The following is a 21887-nucleotide window of genomic DNA, read 5'->3' on the forward strand; positions in this document are numbered from 1 at the left end:
GTCACATTCCCCGCATTCCCCTGTCCATAAGTTGAGCCAGCAAGTTGAGCGCCATCACTTAGAGAGAAGTCACCAGAATCGATAAAGATGTTACCCCCATTCCCAACAGTCCCCGTACTTACAAGGCTATCAATCCCACTGGGAAAACCATTTTTCTCCCCAGCAATATCAACAGCACCTGTTACCAAAACATTGACATTGCCCGCATCCCCGCGTCCTGCTGGCTGGGTATCAGATGCTCCACGAATAATAGTTAGCAGTTGAGCGCCATCAGTGAGTGACAGGGAAGTAGCATTGATATCGATATTGCCACCCTTACCTACGCCTCCTGCTTCCACGGTGCTTAAAATGGAAGCGTTACCTGCAAGAGAAATAGCATTTTTTGCACGCACCGTCACATTCCCCGCATTCCCCTGTCCATAAGTTGAGCCAGCAAGTTGAGCGCCATCACTTAGAGAGAAGTCACCAGAATCGATAAAGATGTTACCGCCATTGCCTTTTGAATCCTCATTTACAAAATTGCGAATCTTACTCCCGGAGTCAGCAACTTTGATGTCCCCCGTAGCATTATCGGTCGTCCGTAATCTTCAGGTGGGGAACATGCCAACGCAAACAACTCGATTACCTGTTCCATGCTAAATTTTACTGGTGCGCCAATACGCTCTTGATCTTGTAATCTTTGAAAAATCGATAAGTCTTTTGGGTCAGTTTCCAACCATCGGTTTCGCCATAAACGAGCCATCTGCCGATTCATATCTAAACTTCGGGCGATTTGACGATGGTTTTGACCATCTGATGCCATGAGAATTATTTTGGCTCGCAGCACTATCTGTTGTGGCGTGTTGTGTCTGTTGATCAATTGTTGGAGTTGTTCACGCTCGCCATCGCTTAAGTTTAATGTTTTAGGAGTTAATCTTACCACACCCTGATTCCTTGATATGCTCTGCGAAACTGGTTTTAACCTGATTATTTATTCTCCCACTAATATGGTCTGTTTATTTACGCCGTACTGTACTAGATGAGAGTGAAGTTTCTAAAACTTTACGTTAGGAATAAGAATTAAATAACACACAATTTATGTCCCTGGTTTACCTCACCCTCAATCCCTCTCCTTATAAAGGAGAGGGAAGCTGGAGACAGGATGAAGTTTTGCATTTTATTTAATCCATGTTTCTTAGGTAATGCTTCCCAAAAGAAAAAGTTACAAATCACTCATCAACCTCGCCTTACGGAGAAAGAATTGCAGCACCGTTTCTTCACGGGAAATAATATCAATCCTACCCTCCATACCCAATTGAATATGACACTGGTTTTTCCCTTTACCTAAAACCAGAGTTTCCGGTTCAATAGTCACTTCATAGAAAGCACCAGGCGCAGCAGCTTTTGGACTAGTCGCATTAGGCATTGATGCATTTGTCCCATTATTTTGAGGTGCGATTGCATCTGGAGAAATCGTCTGTACTTGACCATTGAGAGTACCATAATCTGGGTAGGGGCAAGCGCTGACCCGCATTTGGACTTTTTGACCAATTTTTAACTTACTTTGATTTTCAGATGCTACCGCAGCTTTCAAAACTTGAGGCGCATTATTGGGGACAATTTGCACCACTTCTTCGCCAGGACGCACAGTTTGACCTGGGTTTCGCAAATTGAGTTGAGATATTATCCCATCGGCGGTAGCTGCGATCGTGGTTTGAGCTAAATCTATTTCCCCTTGTTTGAGTTCGCTAGTATCACGCTCTAGCTGCTTTTCAATTTCAATCCGTTGCTTAATTAGGGCTTGACGTTCCTTTTCTAAAGTTGCCTTGTTGCTTTCCCCTCCGGCTTTTTCTTGGGCGATGCGCTCAGTAGCAACAGTTACTTCTGCATTACTTGGATTTACGGCAACTTGGGTGCGTTGTCTTCTCGCAATGGCAGCAGATATAGCTTGTTGTAACCGTTCAATTGTCTGTTTTTGCGCCTCGACTGCTGCTTGTTGCGCCTTTACCGCTTGCTCTTGCTGTTTAGCAGCTAATTGTGCTTCTTCCAATTGATCCTTAGATAGCGCTCCTTGGGCGGCTGCACTCTCATATCGGTTCTGTTTTGACTGAGCTACACCCAAGGCAGCTTCAGTTGCATGGAGATTTGCTTGTGCTGTTTTTAACTGTGCTTCCCCAGCGTGCAATTCTTTCTCAGCAATTCTGACGTTGGCATCAGCTTCTTGGAATTCGGAAACAGTGGTAAGATTTTTATCTCGATATTCCCGACGGCGACCGCTCAATTCGGCTTGGGCACCAGTAATAATCCGGTTTACGCGGTCAGTTTCGGCTCGAATCTGGCTGTTAAGGGCATTAATCTGGGCATTCATTTGCACTAGCTGTAACTTAGATTGTTGAATACTAGTTTGCAATTGGCTATTTTTGGTTTGCAGACGGGAGTCGTCGATAGTTGCGATCGCATCTCCTTTTTTGATAACTTGATTTTCTTGAACATAAATATGCATTACCTGACCTTCAATCGCCGCTTGCACAATTCGCAATTCACCCGCCGGACGCACAACCGCCTGTCCTTGGACGGTAACTTTATATTTAATCACAGCAGCAACTGGAACAGCTAGTCCTAGAACGCAGAGAATAAACATTCCGCCAAAGGTTGTCCAACGATTAATTGGTGGGAGAAATTCATTAGTTTGAATTGGGGGTAGAAAATTTGTGTTGCTAACCATGATGTAATATAAATAAACGGCAGAGAAAACAGAGATTTTTACAACTGATATCATGTCCGGGCAATTAAGCATAAAACCCGGAACCCCACCCCGCCAAAGCTGCGCTTTAGCTCCCCTCCCCGCCGGCGGGGAGGGGCTGGGGGTGGGGTGTAATGACTGTGGGAATCATAACTAATTATCCGAACTTGATCTTAATTAATGACAGCAATCTTGCCGTTACGATGAGCCGGGGAAGCTGTTAGTGCCAATGTATCGTGACATGGGATAATATTATCTAGGAAATCTAAATGTTCACCGGGTAATTTCCGCAATTCTTCTGGTGTACCTTGAATTTTTAAGCGTCCTTGTTCTAAAAGTACAATCCAATCTGCTCGCCTTATGACCTTGGGACGATGACTAATCAGAATAGTCGTTTTATCATGACGATGGGATAAAAGTCTATCTAGTACTTGTGTTTCACTTACAGGGTCCAGTGCGCCCGTGGACTCATCTAAAATTAAGACAGGTGGCTCAGTAACTATTGCTCTGGCTATGGCTAATCTTTGGCGTTGTCCACCGGAAAGATTTGCACCAAATTCTCCTAAGACAGTTTGATATTTATCGGGTAGTTTGCTAATAAATTCATCTGCACCAGCAATTTGACAAGCTCTGACAATTTCTTCAAAACTAATATGGGGATAGCTAAAGTGGAAGTTATCAATAATAGAACGACTCCAGAAGTGGGGTTCTTGTGGGACTAATACCACTTGTTGTCGCAGACATTCTAAAGACAGGTCTTGCTGATTATAAAAACCATAACGAATATTGCCAGACTGAAGTTTATATAAGCCAGTCATCACTTTCGCAAGGGTACTTTTACCACAGCCAGATTTACCAATTAAAGCAATAACTTGACCGCCAGGAATAGTTAAGGAAAAATCTTGTAGTAAGTCAACTCTACCGGCGTGATGAAAGTTAAGTTCAGTGCAGGTAATATCTACATTACCAGGAATTTCTGCCCAAGGCTTTTTAAAATCATTTTCGTCTTCTGGGGTAGCATCAATAACTTCTGTCAGGCGTTGAATGACTATCTGGGCAGTGATAAACTGATCTACTAAGCCGATCGCCGCACTTAGGAAGCCCAAAAAATTGCCACTCATGCCGTTATATGCCATCAATTGACCGATTGTTAAGGTGCGATTAATGACTAAATAGCTACCCATCCAGAGGATGCCAATACTAATGAAAGTGGAAAGAATGCCAGTAACTGTACTGCTATAAAGTCCCAACTTCATCGTACTCCAGCCCAAGTTGGCAAGACGACCATAATTCCCTTGGTATTCTTCCCAAGCTTGGGGAGTAGCTTGGGTAGTTTTTAATACTTGAACGCCGCGAAATGTTTCCACCAAAAAGCCTTGGTTTTCCGTACCAGAAACAATCATCTTGCGGGTTTTCTGGCGCATTGCTGGTAAGAAAAGCAAGTTAACAGCCGTGACAATAATAAATGCAACTATGGAAGCTAGAGTTAGTTCCCAACTGTAAAAGAGCATAAAGCCCAAGGAAATTACAGCGATAAAAAATTGACTGGGTAATCCGAGGACGATTTGAGAAACTAAGTTATGGATGGCGTTGACATCAGCAATGCGGCTGACAACTTCTCCACTGCGTCGTCCTTCAAAGTAGGAGAGGGGTAAATGTAAGAGTTTGCGTCCGTATTCTAGGATTAGTCCTAATTGCAATTTTTGACCAAAGTGACCGATGAGGTGAGATTGAACTAAACTAATGGCGCTTCTAATTAAGTTCATGGCGATAACGCCAATTGCCACAGTAGTTAGTAGTTGGGTATCTCCTCGGACTAACACATCATCGGTGAGGAGTTGCATCATGAAGGGAGATGCTAAAGAAAGCAGTCCAATGGCGATGTTAATAGCGATCGCTTGAGCGAGAATAGAGCGATAAGGCCAAACCCGTTGCAGGTATCTTCCCAAACCGCCAATTTTATCTGATTCTTGTTGATAAAAGCGGCTGTCGTCTGGGGTCAGCAGTAACATCACGCCATTACCCCAACCTGCAACTAACTCTTGACGGGTAAGATAACGGATACCAACACCAGGGTCAGCAACGACATATTTTTTACCTTTTTGTCCATATAAAACTACCCAGTGGTAGCCTTTCCAGTGAATAATTACTGGTAGGGATATTTGGTGTAATTGGTCGATTATTTGTGCGTTAGCTTTTACTTGACGGGCATTGAATCCTAGTACCTCTGCACCCCGGCTTAATCCCAGCAGAGATGTTCCTCTGGAACCAGTACCTACGGCTTCCCGGACGCGGTTGAGGGTAAATGTGCGTCCGTAGTGTTTGGCAATGGTTGCTAGGGACGCTGCACCACAGTCTTCTTCAGTGTGTTGGAGGACTATTTGGTATTTCATTTTCTGGTGTGATGATTGGCAAGAAAATACAATCGGGTATTGTGACCCGACTGTATTGAGTGTTTAGTTTGTCATATTCGACTTTTGACTGCTTGGCTGACGCAGTAAAACGTCAATGCGCTTAGGCTACAACACAGGAACAGGAACAGTACCAGGGCTAACAATATTACTACCTGGATCCCTACTAATACCACCAGGAGGACTAGATTGAGTTAAGATAAAAGTACTGCCACCATTTGCAACATCAAAAACATTTTGTCCTGGATCTGAAACTAGTTTTTGGTAAACTGGAACATAGCCAGGTCCAATCTGTGAGTCGTAGCCAACAGTTGGTGCTGTAAAGTAAGAATATGGCTTTACGTCACCAGGATTCAAAACGTCACTTTTTCCGTTAATATTAAAGTTGATGGGAATACCCGAATTATTGCTGAGTTCGTAGGTAAGACCACCTTTGATCGCAGCTCCTTCTTCGAGAGTTAATTCGGTGAACAGTTGTTCTTGACCAACAGCAGAATAGTTAGAAGTAGAAGTGAGCTTGTCGATATTTGACATGGTTTTTTTCCTTTTTTAATTAGGTTATGTACAGATAATTAAGTAAGTTTCAAGAAGTTGCATATTTGCGGGATGAATTTGCCGCTATAACCATCGAACTTTTGTTCTTGACGAAATTATCCAATGATTCAGCTAGTCCCCAAATTTGCATCTTTTTCGTGATACTCACTAAATGAACTTCTCTGCATATCACTCTCTACGACGACTTTTAGTTTTTATGCACTGAGAATAGAAAGTTTTTTTAAAAATCTGTAAAATCCTTACGCAGCAAGGAATTAGCTTTTGGCTCTACGGCTGTATAATTGAAATCAGCTATGGTTCAAACAACGGCAAGTATTCCATGCAACCCCGACAGGGCATTGTTGAAATCTTTTCTACCTTTGTGCAATTTGATATAAACCAATTTAGTGGTTGGGCAACAGATGCCAAACTGCGACGCAGTATAAAAGTTTGCCTGGAGTCGTCGTCATCTGAGCAATTAGATACCTTTTGGGCAATTTACTGGTATAGAGTTTGGCAGACTGAATCTAGTGCTGTGGCGATCGCACATCTTTCTGCTTACTTACAACCCACATTCCGCACTTCATTTTGTAGTATAAAGCCGCTACATAAATTCGCTCTGATACGTATAAATAAAAATACTCAGAAGCTTTAAGTAAGTCAGCATTAAGAATAAACCTATATTGCGAAGTATAAAGTGGGTAAAAAGCTTATAAATGCTTAATTTTTACGTTATTTCACAAAACTAAATATACATTGTTTTATGATGCTGACTTAGGCGTGATACCAGAAGTGAGACAATGAAAAAAACTCAACCATTTTTAGAAGTAAAAAATGTCTCAAATATCAGAAGTAAAAATTAAAAATATCGATCATCTAGGAATAGTGGCTGCGCTAATTGATGAAATAGGAATAGTAGAAATAATTAATTCCAAATTAGGAATAGACTCTCGTGAAAAGATTGCAGGGGGAATATTAGTCAAAGCAATTTTAATAAATGAATTAGGATTTGTACATCTGTGAAAGGTTAAGATAATTGCACATTTGTCAATAGGGCGCAGGAAAAGACGATAAATCGAGCTTGGAGACTGGCTTTCGGAGATATTTAACCACGCCTAAGTCTTGATTCTCTTTCTTCAGCGAAGTACTTAATCGGGTCATCCGCTTTGCTTTTGGAGTTTGCGACACTAAAATGGTACAAACCACGGAAAATCATCTCCAAAGAAATGCGGCCAAATGGCAAAGCTAATTCATCAGCTACGGCATCGCCCAAGTCAACTAATACTGCATAAAAGAGCCAAGTTGCCCAGACCTGTAGTTTGACACCATTAATAGAACCAGTCCACAAATAAGACAGTCCCAATAAATGTTTAACCGTATAAAAAGCCTCTTCAATTCTCCATCTTCTGCGATATAAATCTGCTACAACGTATGATGGTAATATCTGTGGATTGAGAACAGAAGTAATGTAAGAATAGCAAGTTTTACCAACTTTTATTTCGATGAAACGCAAAGTTATAACTGGTGCGCCACCACGACCAGTACCAAGTTGAATTAATCTGTCTTTGAAAGAATGGTCATAGCTGAAAATCTTTAAGTATTTAATAGATGCTTTGGCTTTTAAACGAGTAATAAAATGGACTTCTTGATTAATGAGTTGTTGTAAAAACTGGGAATGATAGAAACCTCTATCGAGTAAAATTAAAGTCTTGCCAGTCACTAAATTTAGTAATGTAGATTCAAAATTGGTGTCTGAAGCGGCAGGATTAGTGTGAAACCAAACTTCGACTGGTAAACGAGTAACTAAATTAATAACTGTACAAATTTTCCCGGCTAATTGCCCTGTTTTCAAGTCTTTCAGGCTTTTTAGCTTACGGAATAAGGTGCGTCTTTTGTTGAGCCATCAACAATCCAAATTCGTTCAAAATTACAGAGTGCAATTTTAAAACTATCTGGCAATGGTCGCTTAAGTCGTTGTTGCCAATTCAGTTGTAATTGAGGTAGTAAATCTTTAAATACTCGTTAAAATAATTCCGATGAGAAAACTAAAAATCTTTCTGAAAGTGATTGTTGGGTAACTTTGGTAATTTGACACCATAAGAAACCAACTCTAGCTAACAGACGATTTAACTCTTGAACGCCAGGAACTTGTCGCCACAATAAGGTTAAAACTGCTGCCACCATTAACGATAAATTAAGAATCCTGTCTCGACATCCTAACTGCTTGTAATATTTTTGTTGAGCAAAAACTGCTGGGGTTAAATATTGCTTCTAAGTGTTTAGCTATCGGTTCATTATCTATTAGTAGGAGTATTCTGTCGGTGTGCGTGGTCAGAGTTTTGTTTTGGTCGCTTGGGCATGGCGGTAAACCAAATTTTTCATTACCTCGTTTGATAATTGAATTTACCTAAGAATTAAGCCCACTTTTGACAAAGTTATTCTCTCGTTACAATCCTTTTTTAATTTAGATTTCAGCTATCAAAAACTTTTTTGAGTATTTTGACTGATTGATAAAAGTGCAATTACCTTACAGCACTTCCTGCTGTTATAAAGTACAGTTTGTTCCCTCGCCGCTACCTCCTGTAGCCTTTCAGGACTAAGAACGTACCTCACAATAGCGGGAACTGCTGTAACCCCTCACGGATGGTGTGCTGGAGGCCTTGGAATTGGAACTGGATTACCATGATCAGATATTAAGATTAAAGTATTGCTACTTACAATAATATCAAAAACATTTTGTCCTGGATCTGAAACTAGTTTTTGGGAAACTGGAGCATAGCCAGGTCCAATCTGTGAGTCGTAGGTAACAGTTGGTGCTGTAAACTTAGAATAATATGGCTTTACGTCACCAGGATTCAAAAAGTCACTTCCTCCGTTAATATCATAGTTGATGAGAATACCCGAATGATTGCTGAGTTCGTAGGTAAGACCACCTTTGATCGCAGCTCCTTCTTTGAGAGTTAATTCGGTGAACAGTTGTTCTTGACCAACAGCAGAATAGTTAGAAGTAGAAGTGAACTTGTCGATATTTGACATGGTTTTTTTCCTTTTTTAATTAGGTTATGTACAGATAATTAAGTAAGTTTCAAGAAGTTGCATATTTGCGGGATGAATTTGCCGCTATAACCATCGAACTTTTGTTCTTGACGAAATTATCCAATGATTCAGCAAGTCCCCAAATTTGCATCTTTTTCGTGATACTCACTAAATGAACTTCTCTGCATATCACTCTCTACGACGACTTTTAGTTTTTATGCACTTAGATTAGAAGTTTTTTTAAAAATCTGTAAAATCCTTACGCAGCAAGGAATTAGCTTTTGTCGCTATGGCTGTATAATTGAAATCAGCTATGGTTCAAACAACGGCAAATATTCCATGCAACCCCGACAGGGCATTGTGGAAATCTTTTCCACCTTTGTGCAATTTGATGTAGACCAATTTAGTGGTTGGGCAACAGATGCCAAACTGCGACGCAGTATAAAAGTTTGCCTGGAGTCGTCGTCAACTGAGCAATTAGATACCTTTTGGGCAATTTACTGGTATAGAGTTTGGCAGACTGAATCTAGTGCTGTGGCAGTAGCACATCTTTCTGCTTACTTACAAGAGGTGTGCTATTGGACTGCAAAAAAATTCGCCCTCAACTTTGCCACACAATCGTCTCTAGCAGACTGTTTTCAGATGGCGATCGCTCATATTAACAGAATCCTCAAAACTTTCAATCCTCAATACAGTTCGCATTTAAAAGCCTATGCAGAATTAGCATTTGCATCGATTATCAAGGATGTACTGCGCTTACGTCGGGAAACTGACATTTGCTCAGACTGGGCATTATTACATAAACTCAGCCGCAAACGACTAGTGCAGTCATTACAAAATGCCGGATTTAACCCTCAAAGTATCGAAAGTTATGTTTTAGCCTGGGAATGCTTTAAGGAACTCTACACAGGTGACAACACAAAAATTCGCCAGCTTACCAAACCAGATGCTCTGACTTGGGAGGCTATTACTAATCTTTATAATGCAGAACGTTTAAGCCGATTGAGTTCACCCACTGCCGCAGTCAACCAGCAAACCATAGAAAGCTGGGTATTATCTTCTGCTAAAGCTGCTCGTATTTTCCTCTATCCCAAGGTTGTTTCGGCAGACGCTCCCCTGAAAGCAGAAGATGATGCTAATTTATTAGATATATTACCTGTAAATTTGCAAACATCTTTACTAACGGAAATTATTGAGCAGGAAGAAGCTGCGAATGCACGAAATCAGCAAGCTCAGTTAAACCAAGTTTTGTACCAAGCGATCGCTGCAATGGATGCAAATTCACAACAACTACTACAAGTTTACTACGGTCAGAAGCTTACTCAAACAGAAGTTGCTGCACAGTTAGAAATTAAGCAATATACTGTTTCCCGTCGCCTTAGCAGCATTAAAAAGTCATTGCTACTGACTTTAACGCAGTGGAGTCAAAACACCTTGCATATTTCTCCTAAATCCGACGTAATAGATGCCATAAACACAAGCTTAGAGGAATGGCTCAAAGTCCAATATAGCCATATCCAGATCCAATGAGTAGAGAGAATTTTCTCTCCCCTGTCTCCCTTAACTTTTTAATATGGTCTTTATATCGAGCCATTCTAAAATTATGTTTCACGCACCTCCCCCATTCACTATTGACTCACGGCAGTTATATTTAGAAATTCCCCAATCTCTAGAGGCGCAAGAAGAACCATACTCAACAGCTGGTGCTTGTCAACGTGGGTGGATAAATCAAATTTGCTTGCAAGCATTTTTGCCTTGGTTCAAAGAGGAAATTGCCCCCACCGCCAGGGTTTATCCCAACAGTGCGGCATTACCGAGTTTTTGGGAAGTAGTTAATGGCACAGCTATTACTTTTGATCGCGATCGCCTTGTATTAATTCCCACCCTCGCTATAGATGACGATGAGTTGCGCGTACCGCAGGAATGGGTAGATATACCAGAGTGGGTTGCTGACTACTACATAGCAGTACAGGTCAATCCCGATGATGGCTGGATGAAGATTTTTGGCTACACAACCCATAAAATTCTGAAAACAAAAGGGGTTTATGATCCTGTAGACCGTACTTACAGCTTGGAAAGTGAAGATTTAATTGCAGATATCAATGTGTTGTGGGTTACACGCCAACTTAATGATCCAGAAGCCTTACGCGCCGAGATTATACCTTTAGTTCCTATTGCCAAAACTCAGGCGGAAAACCTCTTAGAAAGGTTGGGTAATCCGGATGTGAAATTCCCGCGTTTGGCAGTTCCATTTTCACTGTGGGGTGCGCTCCTAGCACATAGCGGTTGGCGTAAAAAATTGTATGAACGGCGTCAGGGTTTACTCATCCAGTCGTCAATTCCGCAATGGTTGCAGACAGGAGTAGCCAATTTAGCTCAACAGTGGGGATGGGAAAAAAGCGAATTCGTCGTGGTGCCTGCGGGAATGCGGAGTGCAGAACCAGTTATGGGTTTGTCTCGGCAAATAATAGTTGCAGAGCATACATACGAGTTACGTATTTTCCCAAAAAGCGCTTCTGAAGACTATGTTTGGCGCTTTGAATTACGAAGTACAACTCCTGGTGGTCAAATTCCTGCTGGGTTTAAGCTGCGACTAGTAACGGAAGACTTACAAACTTTTGAGAATAATGAAGATACGGCAACAACTCCTGTAGATATGTTGTATTTGGAAATAATTTTGGAACTTGGAGAAGGATTGGTTTGGGAAATAAAACCGGCACCTGAAGATTATGACCGAGAGATTTTGCGGTTTTAAGTGTTTAGCAACCCAAATAATAGATATAACTCATCATCTGTGGAGAAGTAGCTGTGGGTAAGTTAGTCATCTTAAAGTTAGCAGAGGGAAACTTTGAACAAGGGTTTCCGGTGACACTACAGATTGGCGATGAAAATGTCCGCCCTAGTGTGGAAATCACGGGTGCGCTTCCCCCCAACCCAGAAATTCTCCGCGATTATTACCGTTGGCAATCTATTTATCGTAATTTAAGGTTGCCATCTCGTCCTATTGGTTTACCTAAGGAACTTAATCAAGCCCCCAGCCTAGAAGACTGCCAGCAGGTGACTGAGGAATTTAAAGTACGTTTTAATACTTGGCTTGCTGCCGATTCCTTTCGTCCTATCCGCGAGAAATGGTTGGAAAAACTCATACCTGCGGATAATATCCGTGTGCTTTTACAAACCAAAGACCTCCGATTACAGAAACTTCCCTGGCATCTTTGGGATTTGCTGGAACGCTATCCCCAAGCGGAAATAGCCCTGAGCGCTCCCGCCTACGAACAAGTCAACCGAATAACAACCACATCCGACAAAATAAAAATCTTAGCGATTTTGGGTAACAGCCAAGGAATTGATACCAAAGCAGACCAGGCGGTGCTTAATTTGTTACCCAATACAGACATCACTTTTTTAGTTGAACCACAATGCCAAGACCTTACTGATCAGCTATGGGAGCAGGATTGGCAGATTCTATTTTTCGCTGGACACAGTTCTACTCACCAAACGAATGAAATAGGAAAAATCTACATCAATCAAACTGAAAGTCTAACAATTAGCCAGTTAAAGTATGCCCTGAAAAAGGCAGTGGAACGAGGTTTACAACTGGCGATTTTCAATTCCTGTGATGGCTTGGGATTGGCACGGGAGTTTGCAGATTTGCATATTCCCGAAATCATCGTGATGCGAGAGCCTGTACCTGATCGGGTGGCGCAGCAGTTTTTAAAGTATTTTTTGTCAGCCTTCGCGCGGGGAAACTCGTTGTATTTAGCTGTGAGGGAGGCACGAGAAAGGTTACAGGGGCTAGAAAACCAATTCCCCTGTGCGACATGGTTGCCTGTCATCTGTCAAAATCCCGCAGAGATGCCGTTGAATTGGGGAGAATTATTTAGAGATACACCCAATCTTCCAACATCTTTGTCTAAAACCACGGCTGTTAAAAGAATCACAAATCGGCTTGGTTTCTCATCGCTCTTACTGACGAGCATGGTAATGACTGGAATATTAACAGGGGTACGGTATTCGGGTAGGATGCAACCATTTGAACTAGGTGCGTTTGACCAACTGTTACGCTTGCGTCCTCCTGAGAAACCAGATTCACGCCTATTGATTGTGACTGTGACTGAAGAAGATGTCCAGGCGCAAAAACAGGAAAAACCTCAAGGTTCCTTGTCAGACAAATCACTTGCTCAACTGTTAGAAAAATTAGAGACATATCAACCACAAGTTATTGGTTTGGATATATACCGAGATTATCCAGTGGGTAAGGATTATCCAGCATTGGCAGAACGAATGCGAAAAAGCGATCGCTTTGTGGCGGTGTGTCAACTCAGCGATTCCCAAGCAGGAAAACCAGGTGTGAAACCACCACCAGAAGTTTCTCCAGAGGGTCTAGGTTTTAGCGATATTGCCGTAGATTCAGATAATGTCGTGCGTCGCCATCTGTTATCGTTAAAGCCCTCACCCTCATCTCCTTGTACTACCCCCTATGCCCTGAGTGTTCAACTTGCATTGCGTTACCTGTACGCGAAGGGAATTCAGTTGCAATTTTCCCCTGATGGCGCGTCGTGGCAATTAGGGAGCAAGTGGCTATTATCGAAGCGGATATTTAAACCAATAGAAGCTCATACCGGAGGTTATCAAGGGGTTGACGCTTCTGGACACCAAATTTTGTTAAATTATCGTTCCCCTGGTTCCCCAGAAGCGATCGCACCACATATTACCTTGGGACAAGTGCTAACGGGTAAGCTAAATGCCAATGCAGTCAAAGACAAAATAGTGATTATTGGCACAACAGCAGAAACTTTTCATGATTACTGGTTAACTCCCTACACCACTCCTCAAGGTAAATTACAGGCAATACCAGGAGTATTTTTACAAGCCCAGATGGTCAGTCAATTGCTCAGTGCTGCTTTGGACGGACAACCTCTGTTGTGGACTTGGCCACTTTGGGGTGAAGTAATTTGGATTTGGGGTTGGTCTTTTTTAGGCGGTTTGCTTACTGCTTATCTGCACCGATTCACTTACTTAAGCTTGGCAGCAGGGATAGCTTTTACAAGTTTATACGGTAGCTGTTTTATATTTTTTATTGCATATAGTTGTTGGGTTCCCCTCATTCCTGCTATGTTGGCTTTAGGAGGTAATATTTTAATAGTTACAACTTACTTAAACATAAAATTTAAAAATAAATTTTGAAAAGTATTGCTGTATAAATTTTAGATAATCCAGAATCCCAAATTGTGTAACTCCTAATTTTCTATGAAAAACTATTGCACAAAAATACAATTAATCGCTGCATTCGGGATGGCTTGGTTGGGAATTATCGGCTCTTCTCCAATGATTTGGATAACACCATCTGCTGCCGCCCCTGTGACATTTTCGCCTCCTCCACCTCCTCCAGACAGGGGTGCAACAGGCGATCGCGGAGGAGCCGCAAGTCGTGGTTGTGGTGTTAGTAATCAGTCTATCATTGCACTTGTACCTGTATACAAACAGACACTAAAGCAAGGACAAACAGAAGCAGTTTCTGTTACTAAAGTTTGGGGCTTGACGAGTGAGGAATATCCAACTTTTTGGTTTTTTGTCCCCTATAAAAAATCTACAATTAATTCCCTTGAGTTTGTTCTCAAAGATGAGTCAACTAAACTCAGTCAAACTCTTTATCGAACAATAGTAACAATACCAGAAGAACCAGGAATTATTAGTATTCGTTTAGGCGCAACTACTCCCCCATTGCAAGTAGACAAGATGTACCACTGGTTTTTCAAGATGAAAATCATTTGCAATCCCCAACAACCTCCAGAACAGGAATATGTGGAAGGATGGGTGCAACGGGTGAATCTAAATCCTAAATTAGTAAATAGTCCGAAACAAGCAACTCCTCAGCAACGGGTAAGGCTTTATGCCCAGAATGGCATTTGGTACGATGCCTTGACTACTCTGGCTGAATTACGTGTTGCCAAACCTCAAGATCCAACTTTAGCAGTGGAGTGGATGAATTTGCTTAAATCCGTAGATTTAGAGAATTTAGCTAAACAACCACTTATAAAATGTTGTCAACCTAATGCAAAGTAGCACAGCAATTCTTATTAGGAAGCAATGCAATTTTGTGATGTGCTGTGCGATTCGTTAGATACATATATATTGTCATTCGGAACGAAGTAACCCCGTAATTTCCATGATAATCATTCGTCAAGGCTTTTGTCCATTTCTAAGATGGTTGGGAATAGAGTCAGGCTTAACTCACAACGTCTGGTCAACCGTTGCCCAATATGGGGCAATTGCTAATTCATTTGAAGCTGCCTGCACAATTATTAACTGGTTGGGGAATTAATCTTAGTTTCAAACGAATTGAACGTCTCACATATAATTTTGGTCAAATTGGCATCAACTTACGCCAATCTAAAATATTGAATCTGCTACTAGTTAACCAAAATCTTCTTGGGATATTTCAAGAAGATAATTTGTGGTGCTGACTAGTGACGTAGTGTAATAAAAATTACTTTTATCACCAGTATTACTGTTCAGCGATCGCACTTTTTTTGGGGTCATCTAACAAAATCGCATTCCTCCCAGTCACGGCACGTTGTAACAGAGGAAAGAGAAGTGCCGCAATATGGAGAAAAAGTATGCTTGGAAGCTGCTACGGGTAGAGTCAGCTGGAGACAAGACCCTGAAAGTTGACTCTTCAAGTACTGTTAGTAAAACTATCCTGTTTAATCTTTGTGGTTATGGACACTTTGATATGCAGGCTTACATTGATTATCAAGCTGGACAGCTGGTTGATACCGAATATAGTGCTGCTGAAGTGGCAATGGCGCTGGCCGGATTACCTGTAGTTGGGTAGTTATTGAAGACTGCGTTTGAGAACAAAAAAGAAAGGTTGAGCTAGGTTCTTATAATCCATAATTCCTAACACAGTATTCTCATCTACTTTTCTAAAAGAATCATTGATTGGTAAATAATCATAAATCATTGTAGCTGTGACTTTGCCTCTATACTCGATCATTCGCAGTCTGGCTTGGCTTTTCTCGGTTTTAAGTAAAGAATTAATTGACCCTAATAACGGTTTGAGAGAATTATTTTTGGGTATCGGTAATTTCAAAACCCAGTTGATTAAAGTCGGATGAGGCGCAACTTGAAAAATTTTCCCCTGGCTATCTAAAAATAACAACGGGTGAACATTTTCTGTATCTATAAATTCCTTCCCATACCAATTAGAAATTTCTAATAAACCATCCATTGGATGATTTGTATGCAGTCCAGACCCTTGCCAACGACCAAACATAAAGTCTAAATTCACGGGTTCAAGAGTGTCAAACAATTCTAAAGCTTTTTCTATCGTAGTTTTACCCGTTTTCAGAATTAACTGATAATTTTCTAAGGTTTCCATTGTTACTGTCCTTCTTGCTTGTTTAAAAACTGTGTTATAACTTACAAACAGCTATAGATAAAGCTGTACTTATCCAGAAAAATTTACTCGGGTTAATGTCCCCAATTGCAAGTTAACAAAGTTAACCTACTACAATTATCTCACTCGAACGGTTGAATTGTTTCTCATCCAAATGAGTGACTTGTTTGCTAATTTTTCTCTCTGGTAATTAAATCAAGAGTCCAAACTCAAAGAGTTAGTCTAATTCAGATATTTATGCCTAACCTAGTGGCGGCAACCATGTAGCGAAAGTCGCAGATCGCGTTACTACTGAACGTCTTTAATACTTAATTTATCTCTGTAGTAATTACATCTGTGCAAAATAATCTGTAGTTTTAGCTACAAAATTAGATACGCTTACCCTGACATTTTGGCTCTAAATTTTGAGAAGAAATATTTGCTAAAAGACTTGTTTTTTAGTAAAGACTATGGAATACTCCTGAAGTAGTACGATAAACCGACCGACAAGCAGTAGTTAGTTTAAACGCTGGTAGCTTTCCAGTCAAATAATTTAAATCGTAGGAGTGAAATTGGTTCACTTGTGTCTTTGGCTGTCATTTAACTTGCAATTTTTGCAATTTACCAAAAACTCAGACAAATCCCAATCAAGGAAAGGACTAAATGAGTAGCTTACAACTTTACTTTGCGAAAGCCTCTACTTTCTCTCAAATAACCCGTATGGTGTTGCTGGAAAAAGGAATTGATTTTACAGCAATTGAAATTGACTTACAGCATAAACCAGAAACTTTACCAACAGAAACACCCCGTTTGCAGAAATGGTGGGAAAACTTGCGTCATTGTCCTTCCATCCAACAAGTTGCCAATCCTACAAAATTTTATGTAGAAAGATTTGCCCGTATTCTGGGTTTGACAGCCCCATTGGCATGAAATGGGGAAAAGACTTTTGTTTCTCAAGTTACTGCTGATTCAGATAGTTGCACTGATATCACTATCGAGTAATTCATCTGTATTAGCACTTACCGCTAATTCCTGTCTTCCAGAGATGGTACTGATTCCTGGAGATACTTTCAAGATGGGAGCAGATAATTCGGGTTTTGTAGAAGAGCGAGCGGCAGAAAATGTCACAGTTACCTCCTTCTGTATTGATAAATACGAGGTGAAAAACGCCCACTTTGCTGAGTTTGTCAAAGCCACAAAGTATGTGACAGTTGCAGAACGCCCTTTATCAAAAGAGGAGTTTCCCGACTTACCCGATGAGCAGAGATTACCAGGTTCTCTGGTGTTTCATCAGCCAAAACAAGGTGTTAAGCAAGTCCAAATTCTCAGTTGGTGGCATTGGACACCTGGTGCTAACTGGCAGCATCCCTTTGGTAGTGATAGCACTATTTTAGGTAAAGAAAACTACCCAGTTGTGCATATTGCCTACGAAGATGCCCTAGCTTATGCAGTATGGGCAGGAAAATCCCTACCAACAGAAGCACAGTGGGAATACGCTGCTCGTGGTGGCTTGGATAGCGCAACTTATACCTGGGGTAATCAATATTCTGAAAAAAAAGCCAACACCTGGCAGGGAATCTTCCCCTTTTTCAATACGAAAACTGATGGTTATATCGGAACGGCGAAAGTAGGCTCTTTTTCAGCTAATGGTTATGGACTTTACGACATGACCGGTAACGTTTGGGAGTGGACTTCTGATTGGTTCAGCTTAGGACATAACAACAAAGTTCACACTGTCAACCCCACAGGAGCAAGTAAAAGTTTTGACCCGAAAAAACCTACAGAAATTGCTCTTCATGTAATCAAAGGCGGCTCTTATTTATGTGCGCCGAATTATTGCAGCCGCTATCGTCCAGCCGCGAGGGAATCTGAAGCTCCTGATACTGGAACAACCCATATTGGGTTCCGTTTGGTCAAAAACTTAACGAGGTGACAGGTGAAAGAAGTCTCTTGTAGAGTTCATCAGATTTGATCATTCATTAACAATCAACAGATTTTCGATATCTGACGCACCCTACTAATATGCTCTCTGCATTTGTGCGTCTGTGTGAGAAAAATAGCTATAAAAGGTATTGTATGTTGAGTTTATTTTTTCGGGCGATCGCTCTATCTGTGATCATCACCTTGTTGATGGCTAGTAATCCTGCCCTAGCTGCTACATCAAAAGTGTTACCAGTTCGTCCACCGGATTTTGAAGGTAAAATTGGCACAACTTACAAAGAGTCAACACCGGATTTCCCCGCACCAATCACCGCTCCTAAAAACGCTCCTAATGTGTTATTAGTGCTATTAGATGATGTGGGCTTTGGGCAGGCAGGTACTTTTGGTGGACCAGTGCAAACTCCGAATTTGACTCGTTTGGCTGAAAAAGGATTACGTTACAACCAATTTCACACCACAGCCCTTTGTTCACCTACCAGAGCAGCTTTATTAACTGGCCGCAATCATCATTCAGTGGGTACAGGGGTAGTTGCAGAGTTAGCAACAGGTTATCCAGGCTACACCACAATTTTACCCAAGAATGCGGCGACTGTGGCAGAAGTGCTACGGCAAAACGGTTATAATACTGCGGCTTTTGGTAAATGGCACAATACACCAGACTATGAAACCAGTGCAGCAGGACCTTTCGATCGCTGGCCGACAAGTTTAGGATTTGAGTATTTTTACGGTTTTATCGGTGGTGATACTAACCAATGGAGCCCGGCTTTGGTTGAAAATACCAAACGAATTCAACCACCAACCAATAATCCTGATTACCATTTGACTCCAGATTTAGTAGACCATGCGATCGCCTGGATTGGTTCTCAACAATCCATTGCTCCTGACAAACCTTTCTTCACCTATTTGGCTACCGGTGCTACTCATGCACCCCACCATGCCCCTAAAGCCTGGATTGGCAAGTATCAAGGCAAATTTGATCAAGGCTGGGATAAATTGCGAGAAGAGACGTTTGCGCGTCAGAAACAACAGGGTGTGATTCCTGTCAATGCCCAACTTACCCTCCGTCCGAAAGAACTACCAGCTTGGGATTCCCTATCTAAAGATGAACAAAGAATTTATGCCCATGAAATGGAAGTCTTTGCCGGATTTTTAGCATATACCGACCATGAAGTCGGACGATTGATTGATGCTATAGACAAACTTGGGGAATTAGATAATACCTTAGTAATCTATATCGTCGGTGATAACGGTGCTAGTGCTGAAGGCGGTTTAACAGGTAGCGTCAATGAATTGAAAGTATTTAATAAAATACCAGAAAGCCAAGAACAACTTTTAGCTTCATTGAATGACTTAGGCGGTCCCAAAACCTTTAATCATTATCATGCAGCCTGGGCTTGGGCAGGAACTACACCCTTTCAATGGACAAAGCAAATCGCCTCTCACTTTGGTGGTACTCGTAACCCCTTAGTAATTGCTTGGGGAAATCAAATTAAAAACCAAGGCGGACTTCGCAGCCAATTCCATCATGTAATTGATATTACACCCACAATTTTAGAAGCGACGGGAATTACCACACCTACTCAAGTGAACGGAGTGAAGCAACAGAAAATTGAAGGTACAAGTTTAGTGTACACATTTGATAATTCTGATGTTCCTTCCCATCATCAAACCCAGTATTTTGAAATGTTAGGAAACCGAGCTATTTATGATCAGGGATGGGTAGCGGCGGCTCGTCATCCTCGGTTGCCTTGGCAAGGTACAATCAATGCTGATTTCGAGCAAGATCCCTGGGAACTCTACAACATAGAGGAAGATTTTAGCGAAGCGAATAACCTAGCGGCTGAGAATTCAGAGAAACTGGAAAAACTGCAAAAGTTATTTTTATCAGAAGCCCGTAAACACAAAGTTTTACCATTAGATGATCGCCTATCTGAACGGTTTGATGTCAGAAGTCGCCCCTCTCTAGCCGCAGGACGCGCTAAATTTACTTACTATCCTGGCACAGTACCCATTCCCGAAGGTAGCGCCCCAAGTCTTAAAAACAGGTCCTTCACCATCACGGCTGATATAGAGATTCCAGAAAATGGTGCTGAGGGTGTCTTGTTAACCCAAGGTGGACGCTTTGCTGGTTGGGGCTTTTTCCTTGAAGATGGAAAACCAACTTATGTTTACAACTTTGCAAATACGGAAAGATACATTATTCAATCTCCTGAAAAACTATCTCCAGGTAAAGCAAAAATAGGATTTGATTTTGATTATGACGGTGGTATTGGTGCAGGAGGAACTGGTAAATTATTGATTAATGATCAACAGGTAGCTCAAGGTCGAATTGAAAAAACCATACCTTATCGTGTGGGGTTAGATGAAACCTTTGATGTTGGTCGAGATACAGGTACTCCTGTTGTAGAAACTTATCAAGTACCCTTTGCATTCACAGGTAATTTAGAGAAGGTTAGTTTGAATTTGAGGTAATTGCAGTATCTATCTTAAGTGTTGCTGATGATGAAAGTCTCACGCAGAGGCGCAAAGAGGCATAGAGCAAGATTGAGAGGAAGAATTAAAAGTCATGCTGAATTATTGCGTTATTTTTTGCGCTTTTGCTTTTATGAATAAAATCAAAAATCTATGAATGAAATTATCCCGATACTTGACAAAATTGCATTCCTGGCATTTGTCGTTGCGACGATGTTTGGTACAGGTTTAAAGCTAACTATACGGCAAATTTGGCAACCTATTTGTAATATCCGGTTAGTTATTTTATCGTTGGTGACAAATTTTATCTTTGTACCACTTTTTATGTATTTGCTATTACAATTAGTAACTGTCACCGAACCAGTGAAAGATGGTTTTATCATCATGGCATTAGCATCTGGCCCTCCAGCTTTACCTAAACTTGCCGAAATAGTTAAGGGTAATTTAGCTTTTTCTACAGGTTTAATGATGTTGCTAATGTTCGGCACAGTATTTTATCTGCCAATCGCTTTACCTTTAGTTTTGCAAGGTGTACAGGTCAATTCTTGGGATATTGCTAAACCTTTAATATTTTTGATGTTAACCCCGTTGGGAATTGGGTTATTTATTAAGGCAAAATCTGAAGATATAGCTCTCAATCTTCAATCAATTACTTTCAAAATATCTAATTTTGGATTGCGTTTAGGTTTAGTAGTTAGGCTGGTGGTACACTTGGGCGAGATCATCATTTTATTGAAAACAGGTGTAATCTTTATTTCTGCTATTTTTATTGTCTTTTCATTTACTGTAGGTTATCTTTTAGGCGGTCCTGGTATTGATACTCAAAGAGTTTTAGGAGTAGGAACGGCTCAACGTAATTTTGCTGCGGCTTTATTAATAGGTACAAGCAATTTTGATGATCCTAATGTGATTAGTACCATTATGGTAACGAGTTTATTAATGATGGCTTCAGTTCTAATTTTTGGGAAAAATTTAACAGAAATAGATCAACCACAGGGTGCAGAAGTAGAGCAGGTAGAAGTTTCGTGAGCAAGATAAAATTAGTAAACTCACATCTTGCACCAATAAAAAAGGAAAAATATTTTTCAAAAACTCATAAAGCCTACAGTTAGTAGGAATTTAGTAACCGATCCGGCCATTTGGGAAATATTACAGCCTCCAAAATAGCAAAGGCGATCTTGAGTGTGCGATGCCTACGGCGGTAAACTACGCAGCACTTGAGGAAGAGCTAAAAACAGGAAAAGGCTTTAGTAGTTATGGTGCAATAGTTGAGAGGTTGAAACAAAAACATGGACTTACAGCAGTTTGCGATCAAATTCACCACAAAAAAAGCTATCTAATAGGCTCAAAAAACAGACCACAATGATTAAACCAATTAAGCCTTCATCGC

At 41.0% G+C, this 21887-nt stretch carries 17 protein-coding genes and 4 pseudogenes; 12 read left to right on the forward strand and 9 right to left on the reverse strand.

Annotated features, from left to right (window positions below; translation table 11 throughout):
- The 5 genes and pseudogenes from V7K36_RS00005 to V7K36_RS00025 form a co-directional block, all read right to left on the reverse strand.
- Window positions 1-392 (reverse strand): annotated as a pseudogene (locus V7K36_RS00005) (hypothetical protein); the annotation flags it as partial.
- Window positions 393-511: 119 nt separating this feature from the next.
- Window positions 512-922, reverse strand: a complete 411-nt coding sequence (locus V7K36_RS00010) for a helix-turn-helix domain-containing protein (protein WP_335112125.1) — start codon at window positions 920-922, stop codon at window positions 512-514.
- Between the two features lie 279 nt (window positions 923-1201).
- Entirely contained in the window at window positions 1202-2704 is a 1503-nt protein-coding gene (locus tag V7K36_RS00015; RefSeq protein WP_335112127.1) for an HlyD family efflux transporter periplasmic adaptor subunit, read from the reverse strand.
- A gap of 191 nt (window positions 2705-2895) precedes the next feature.
- Window positions 2896-5115 carry a peptidase domain-containing ABC transporter gene (locus V7K36_RS00020; RefSeq protein WP_335112129.1) on the reverse strand — a complete coding sequence of 740 codons (2220 nt, stop codon included), beginning with the start codon at window positions 5113-5115 and terminating at the stop codon, window positions 2896-2898.
- Window positions 5116-5241: 126 nt separating this feature from the next.
- Window positions 5242-5667, reverse strand: a complete 426-nt coding sequence (locus V7K36_RS00025; RefSeq protein WP_335112131.1) for a hypothetical protein — start codon at window positions 5665-5667, stop codon at window positions 5242-5244.
- 340 nt (window positions 5668-6007) lie between these two features.
- Between V7K36_RS00025 and V7K36_RS00030 the strand changes: the two genes are divergently transcribed.
- Window positions 6008-6322: a hypothetical protein gene (locus tag V7K36_RS00030; RefSeq protein WP_335112133.1), complete on the forward strand. Its 315-nt coding sequence runs from the start codon at window positions 6008-6010 to the stop codon at window positions 6320-6322.
- A 179-nt stretch (window positions 6323-6501) separates the two neighbouring features.
- A pseudogene (locus tag V7K36_RS00035) lies at window positions 6502-6681 on the forward strand (DUF4277 domain-containing protein); the annotation flags it as partial.
- Window positions 6682-6726: 45 nt separating this feature from the next.
- Here V7K36_RS00035 and V7K36_RS00040 read toward each other — a convergent pair.
- Both V7K36_RS00040 and V7K36_RS00045 read right to left on the reverse strand, forming a co-directional pair.
- A pseudogene (locus V7K36_RS00040) lies at window positions 6727-7981 on the reverse strand (IS4 family transposase); the annotation flags it as partial.
- Window positions 7982-8304: 323 nt separating this feature from the next.
- Window positions 8305-8703, reverse strand: coding sequence for a hypothetical protein (locus V7K36_RS00045; protein ID WP_335112135.1), 399 nt, complete (start codon window positions 8701-8703; stop codon window positions 8305-8307).
- A 339-nt stretch (window positions 8704-9042) separates the two neighbouring features.
- Between V7K36_RS00045 and V7K36_RS00050 the strand changes: the two genes are divergently transcribed.
- From V7K36_RS00050 to V7K36_RS00070, 5 genes and pseudogenes are all read left to right on the forward strand, one after another.
- A complete protein-coding gene (locus tag V7K36_RS00050) occupies window positions 9043-10233 on the forward strand; it encodes a sigma-70 family RNA polymerase sigma factor (protein ID WP_335112137.1) in 1191 nt (396 codons plus the stop codon).
- Between the two features lie 73 nt (window positions 10234-10306).
- Window positions 10307-11458, forward strand: a complete 1152-nt coding sequence (locus V7K36_RS00055) for a DUF1822 family protein (RefSeq protein ID WP_335112139.1) — start codon at window positions 10307-10309, stop codon at window positions 11456-11458.
- A gap of 53 nt (window positions 11459-11511) precedes the next feature.
- Window positions 11512-13890 carry a CHASE2 domain-containing protein gene (locus V7K36_RS00060; protein ID WP_335112141.1) on the forward strand — a complete coding sequence of 793 codons (2379 nt, stop codon included), beginning with the start codon at window positions 11512-11514 and terminating at the stop codon, window positions 13888-13890.
- 63 nt (window positions 13891-13953) lie between these two features.
- Window positions 13954-14769 carry a DUF928 domain-containing protein gene (locus V7K36_RS00065; protein WP_335112143.1) on the forward strand — a complete coding sequence of 272 codons (816 nt, stop codon included), beginning with the start codon at window positions 13954-13956 and terminating at the stop codon, window positions 14767-14769.
- Window positions 14770-14887: 118 nt separating this feature from the next.
- Window positions 14888-15110 (forward strand): annotated as a pseudogene (locus V7K36_RS00070) (ISLre2-like element ISCst1 family transposase); the annotation flags it as partial.
- Window positions 15111-15120: 10 nt separating this feature from the next.
- On the opposite strand, the gene V7K36_RS00075 reads toward V7K36_RS00070, so the two are convergent.
- Window positions 15121-15246 (reverse strand): hypothetical protein, encoded by a 126-nt coding sequence (locus tag V7K36_RS00075; RefSeq protein ID WP_335112157.1) that lies wholly within the window; start codon window positions 15244-15246, stop codon window positions 15121-15123.
- Between the two features lie 64 nt (window positions 15247-15310).
- Between V7K36_RS00075 and V7K36_RS00080 the strand changes: the two genes are divergently transcribed.
- Entirely contained in the window at window positions 15311-15541 is a 231-nt protein-coding gene (locus V7K36_RS00080) for a hypothetical protein (RefSeq protein ID WP_335112145.1), read from the forward strand.
- Here the strand turns inward: V7K36_RS00080 and V7K36_RS00085 are convergent, their stop codons facing one another.
- Window positions 15542-16087, reverse strand: a complete 546-nt coding sequence (locus tag V7K36_RS00085; protein ID WP_335112147.1) for a DUF4334 domain-containing protein — start codon at window positions 16085-16087, stop codon at window positions 15542-15544.
- A 660-nt stretch (window positions 16088-16747) separates the two neighbouring features.
- On the opposite strand from V7K36_RS00085, the gene V7K36_RS00090 reads away from it, so the two are divergent.
- The 4 genes from V7K36_RS00090 (at window position 16748) to V7K36_RS00105 (ending at window position 21526) form a co-directional block, all read left to right on the forward strand.
- Window positions 16748-17014 (forward strand): glutathione S-transferase N-terminal domain-containing protein, encoded by a 267-nt coding sequence (locus V7K36_RS00090; RefSeq protein WP_335112149.1) that lies wholly within the window; start codon window positions 16748-16750, stop codon window positions 17012-17014.
- Between the two features lies 1 nt (window position 17015).
- Window positions 17016-18017, forward strand: a complete 1002-nt coding sequence (locus V7K36_RS00095) for a formylglycine-generating enzyme family protein (RefSeq protein WP_335112151.1) — start codon at window positions 17016-17018, stop codon at window positions 18015-18017.
- Window positions 18018-18160: 143 nt separating this feature from the next.
- Window positions 18161-20497: an arylsulfatase gene (locus V7K36_RS00100; protein WP_335112153.1), complete on the forward strand. Its 2337-nt coding sequence runs from the start codon at window positions 18161-18163 to the stop codon at window positions 20495-20497.
- A 153-nt stretch (window positions 20498-20650) separates the two neighbouring features.
- Window positions 20651-21526 (forward strand): bile acid:sodium symporter family protein, encoded by an 876-nt coding sequence (locus tag V7K36_RS00105; protein ID WP_335112155.1) that lies wholly within the window; start codon window positions 20651-20653, stop codon window positions 21524-21526.
- Window positions 21527-21887: the final 361 nt, after the last annotated feature.

The organism is Nostoc sp., from assembly GCF_036919555.1.
Taxonomy (GTDB): Bacteria; Cyanobacteriota; Cyanobacteriia; order Cyanobacteriales; family Nostocaceae; genus Nostoc.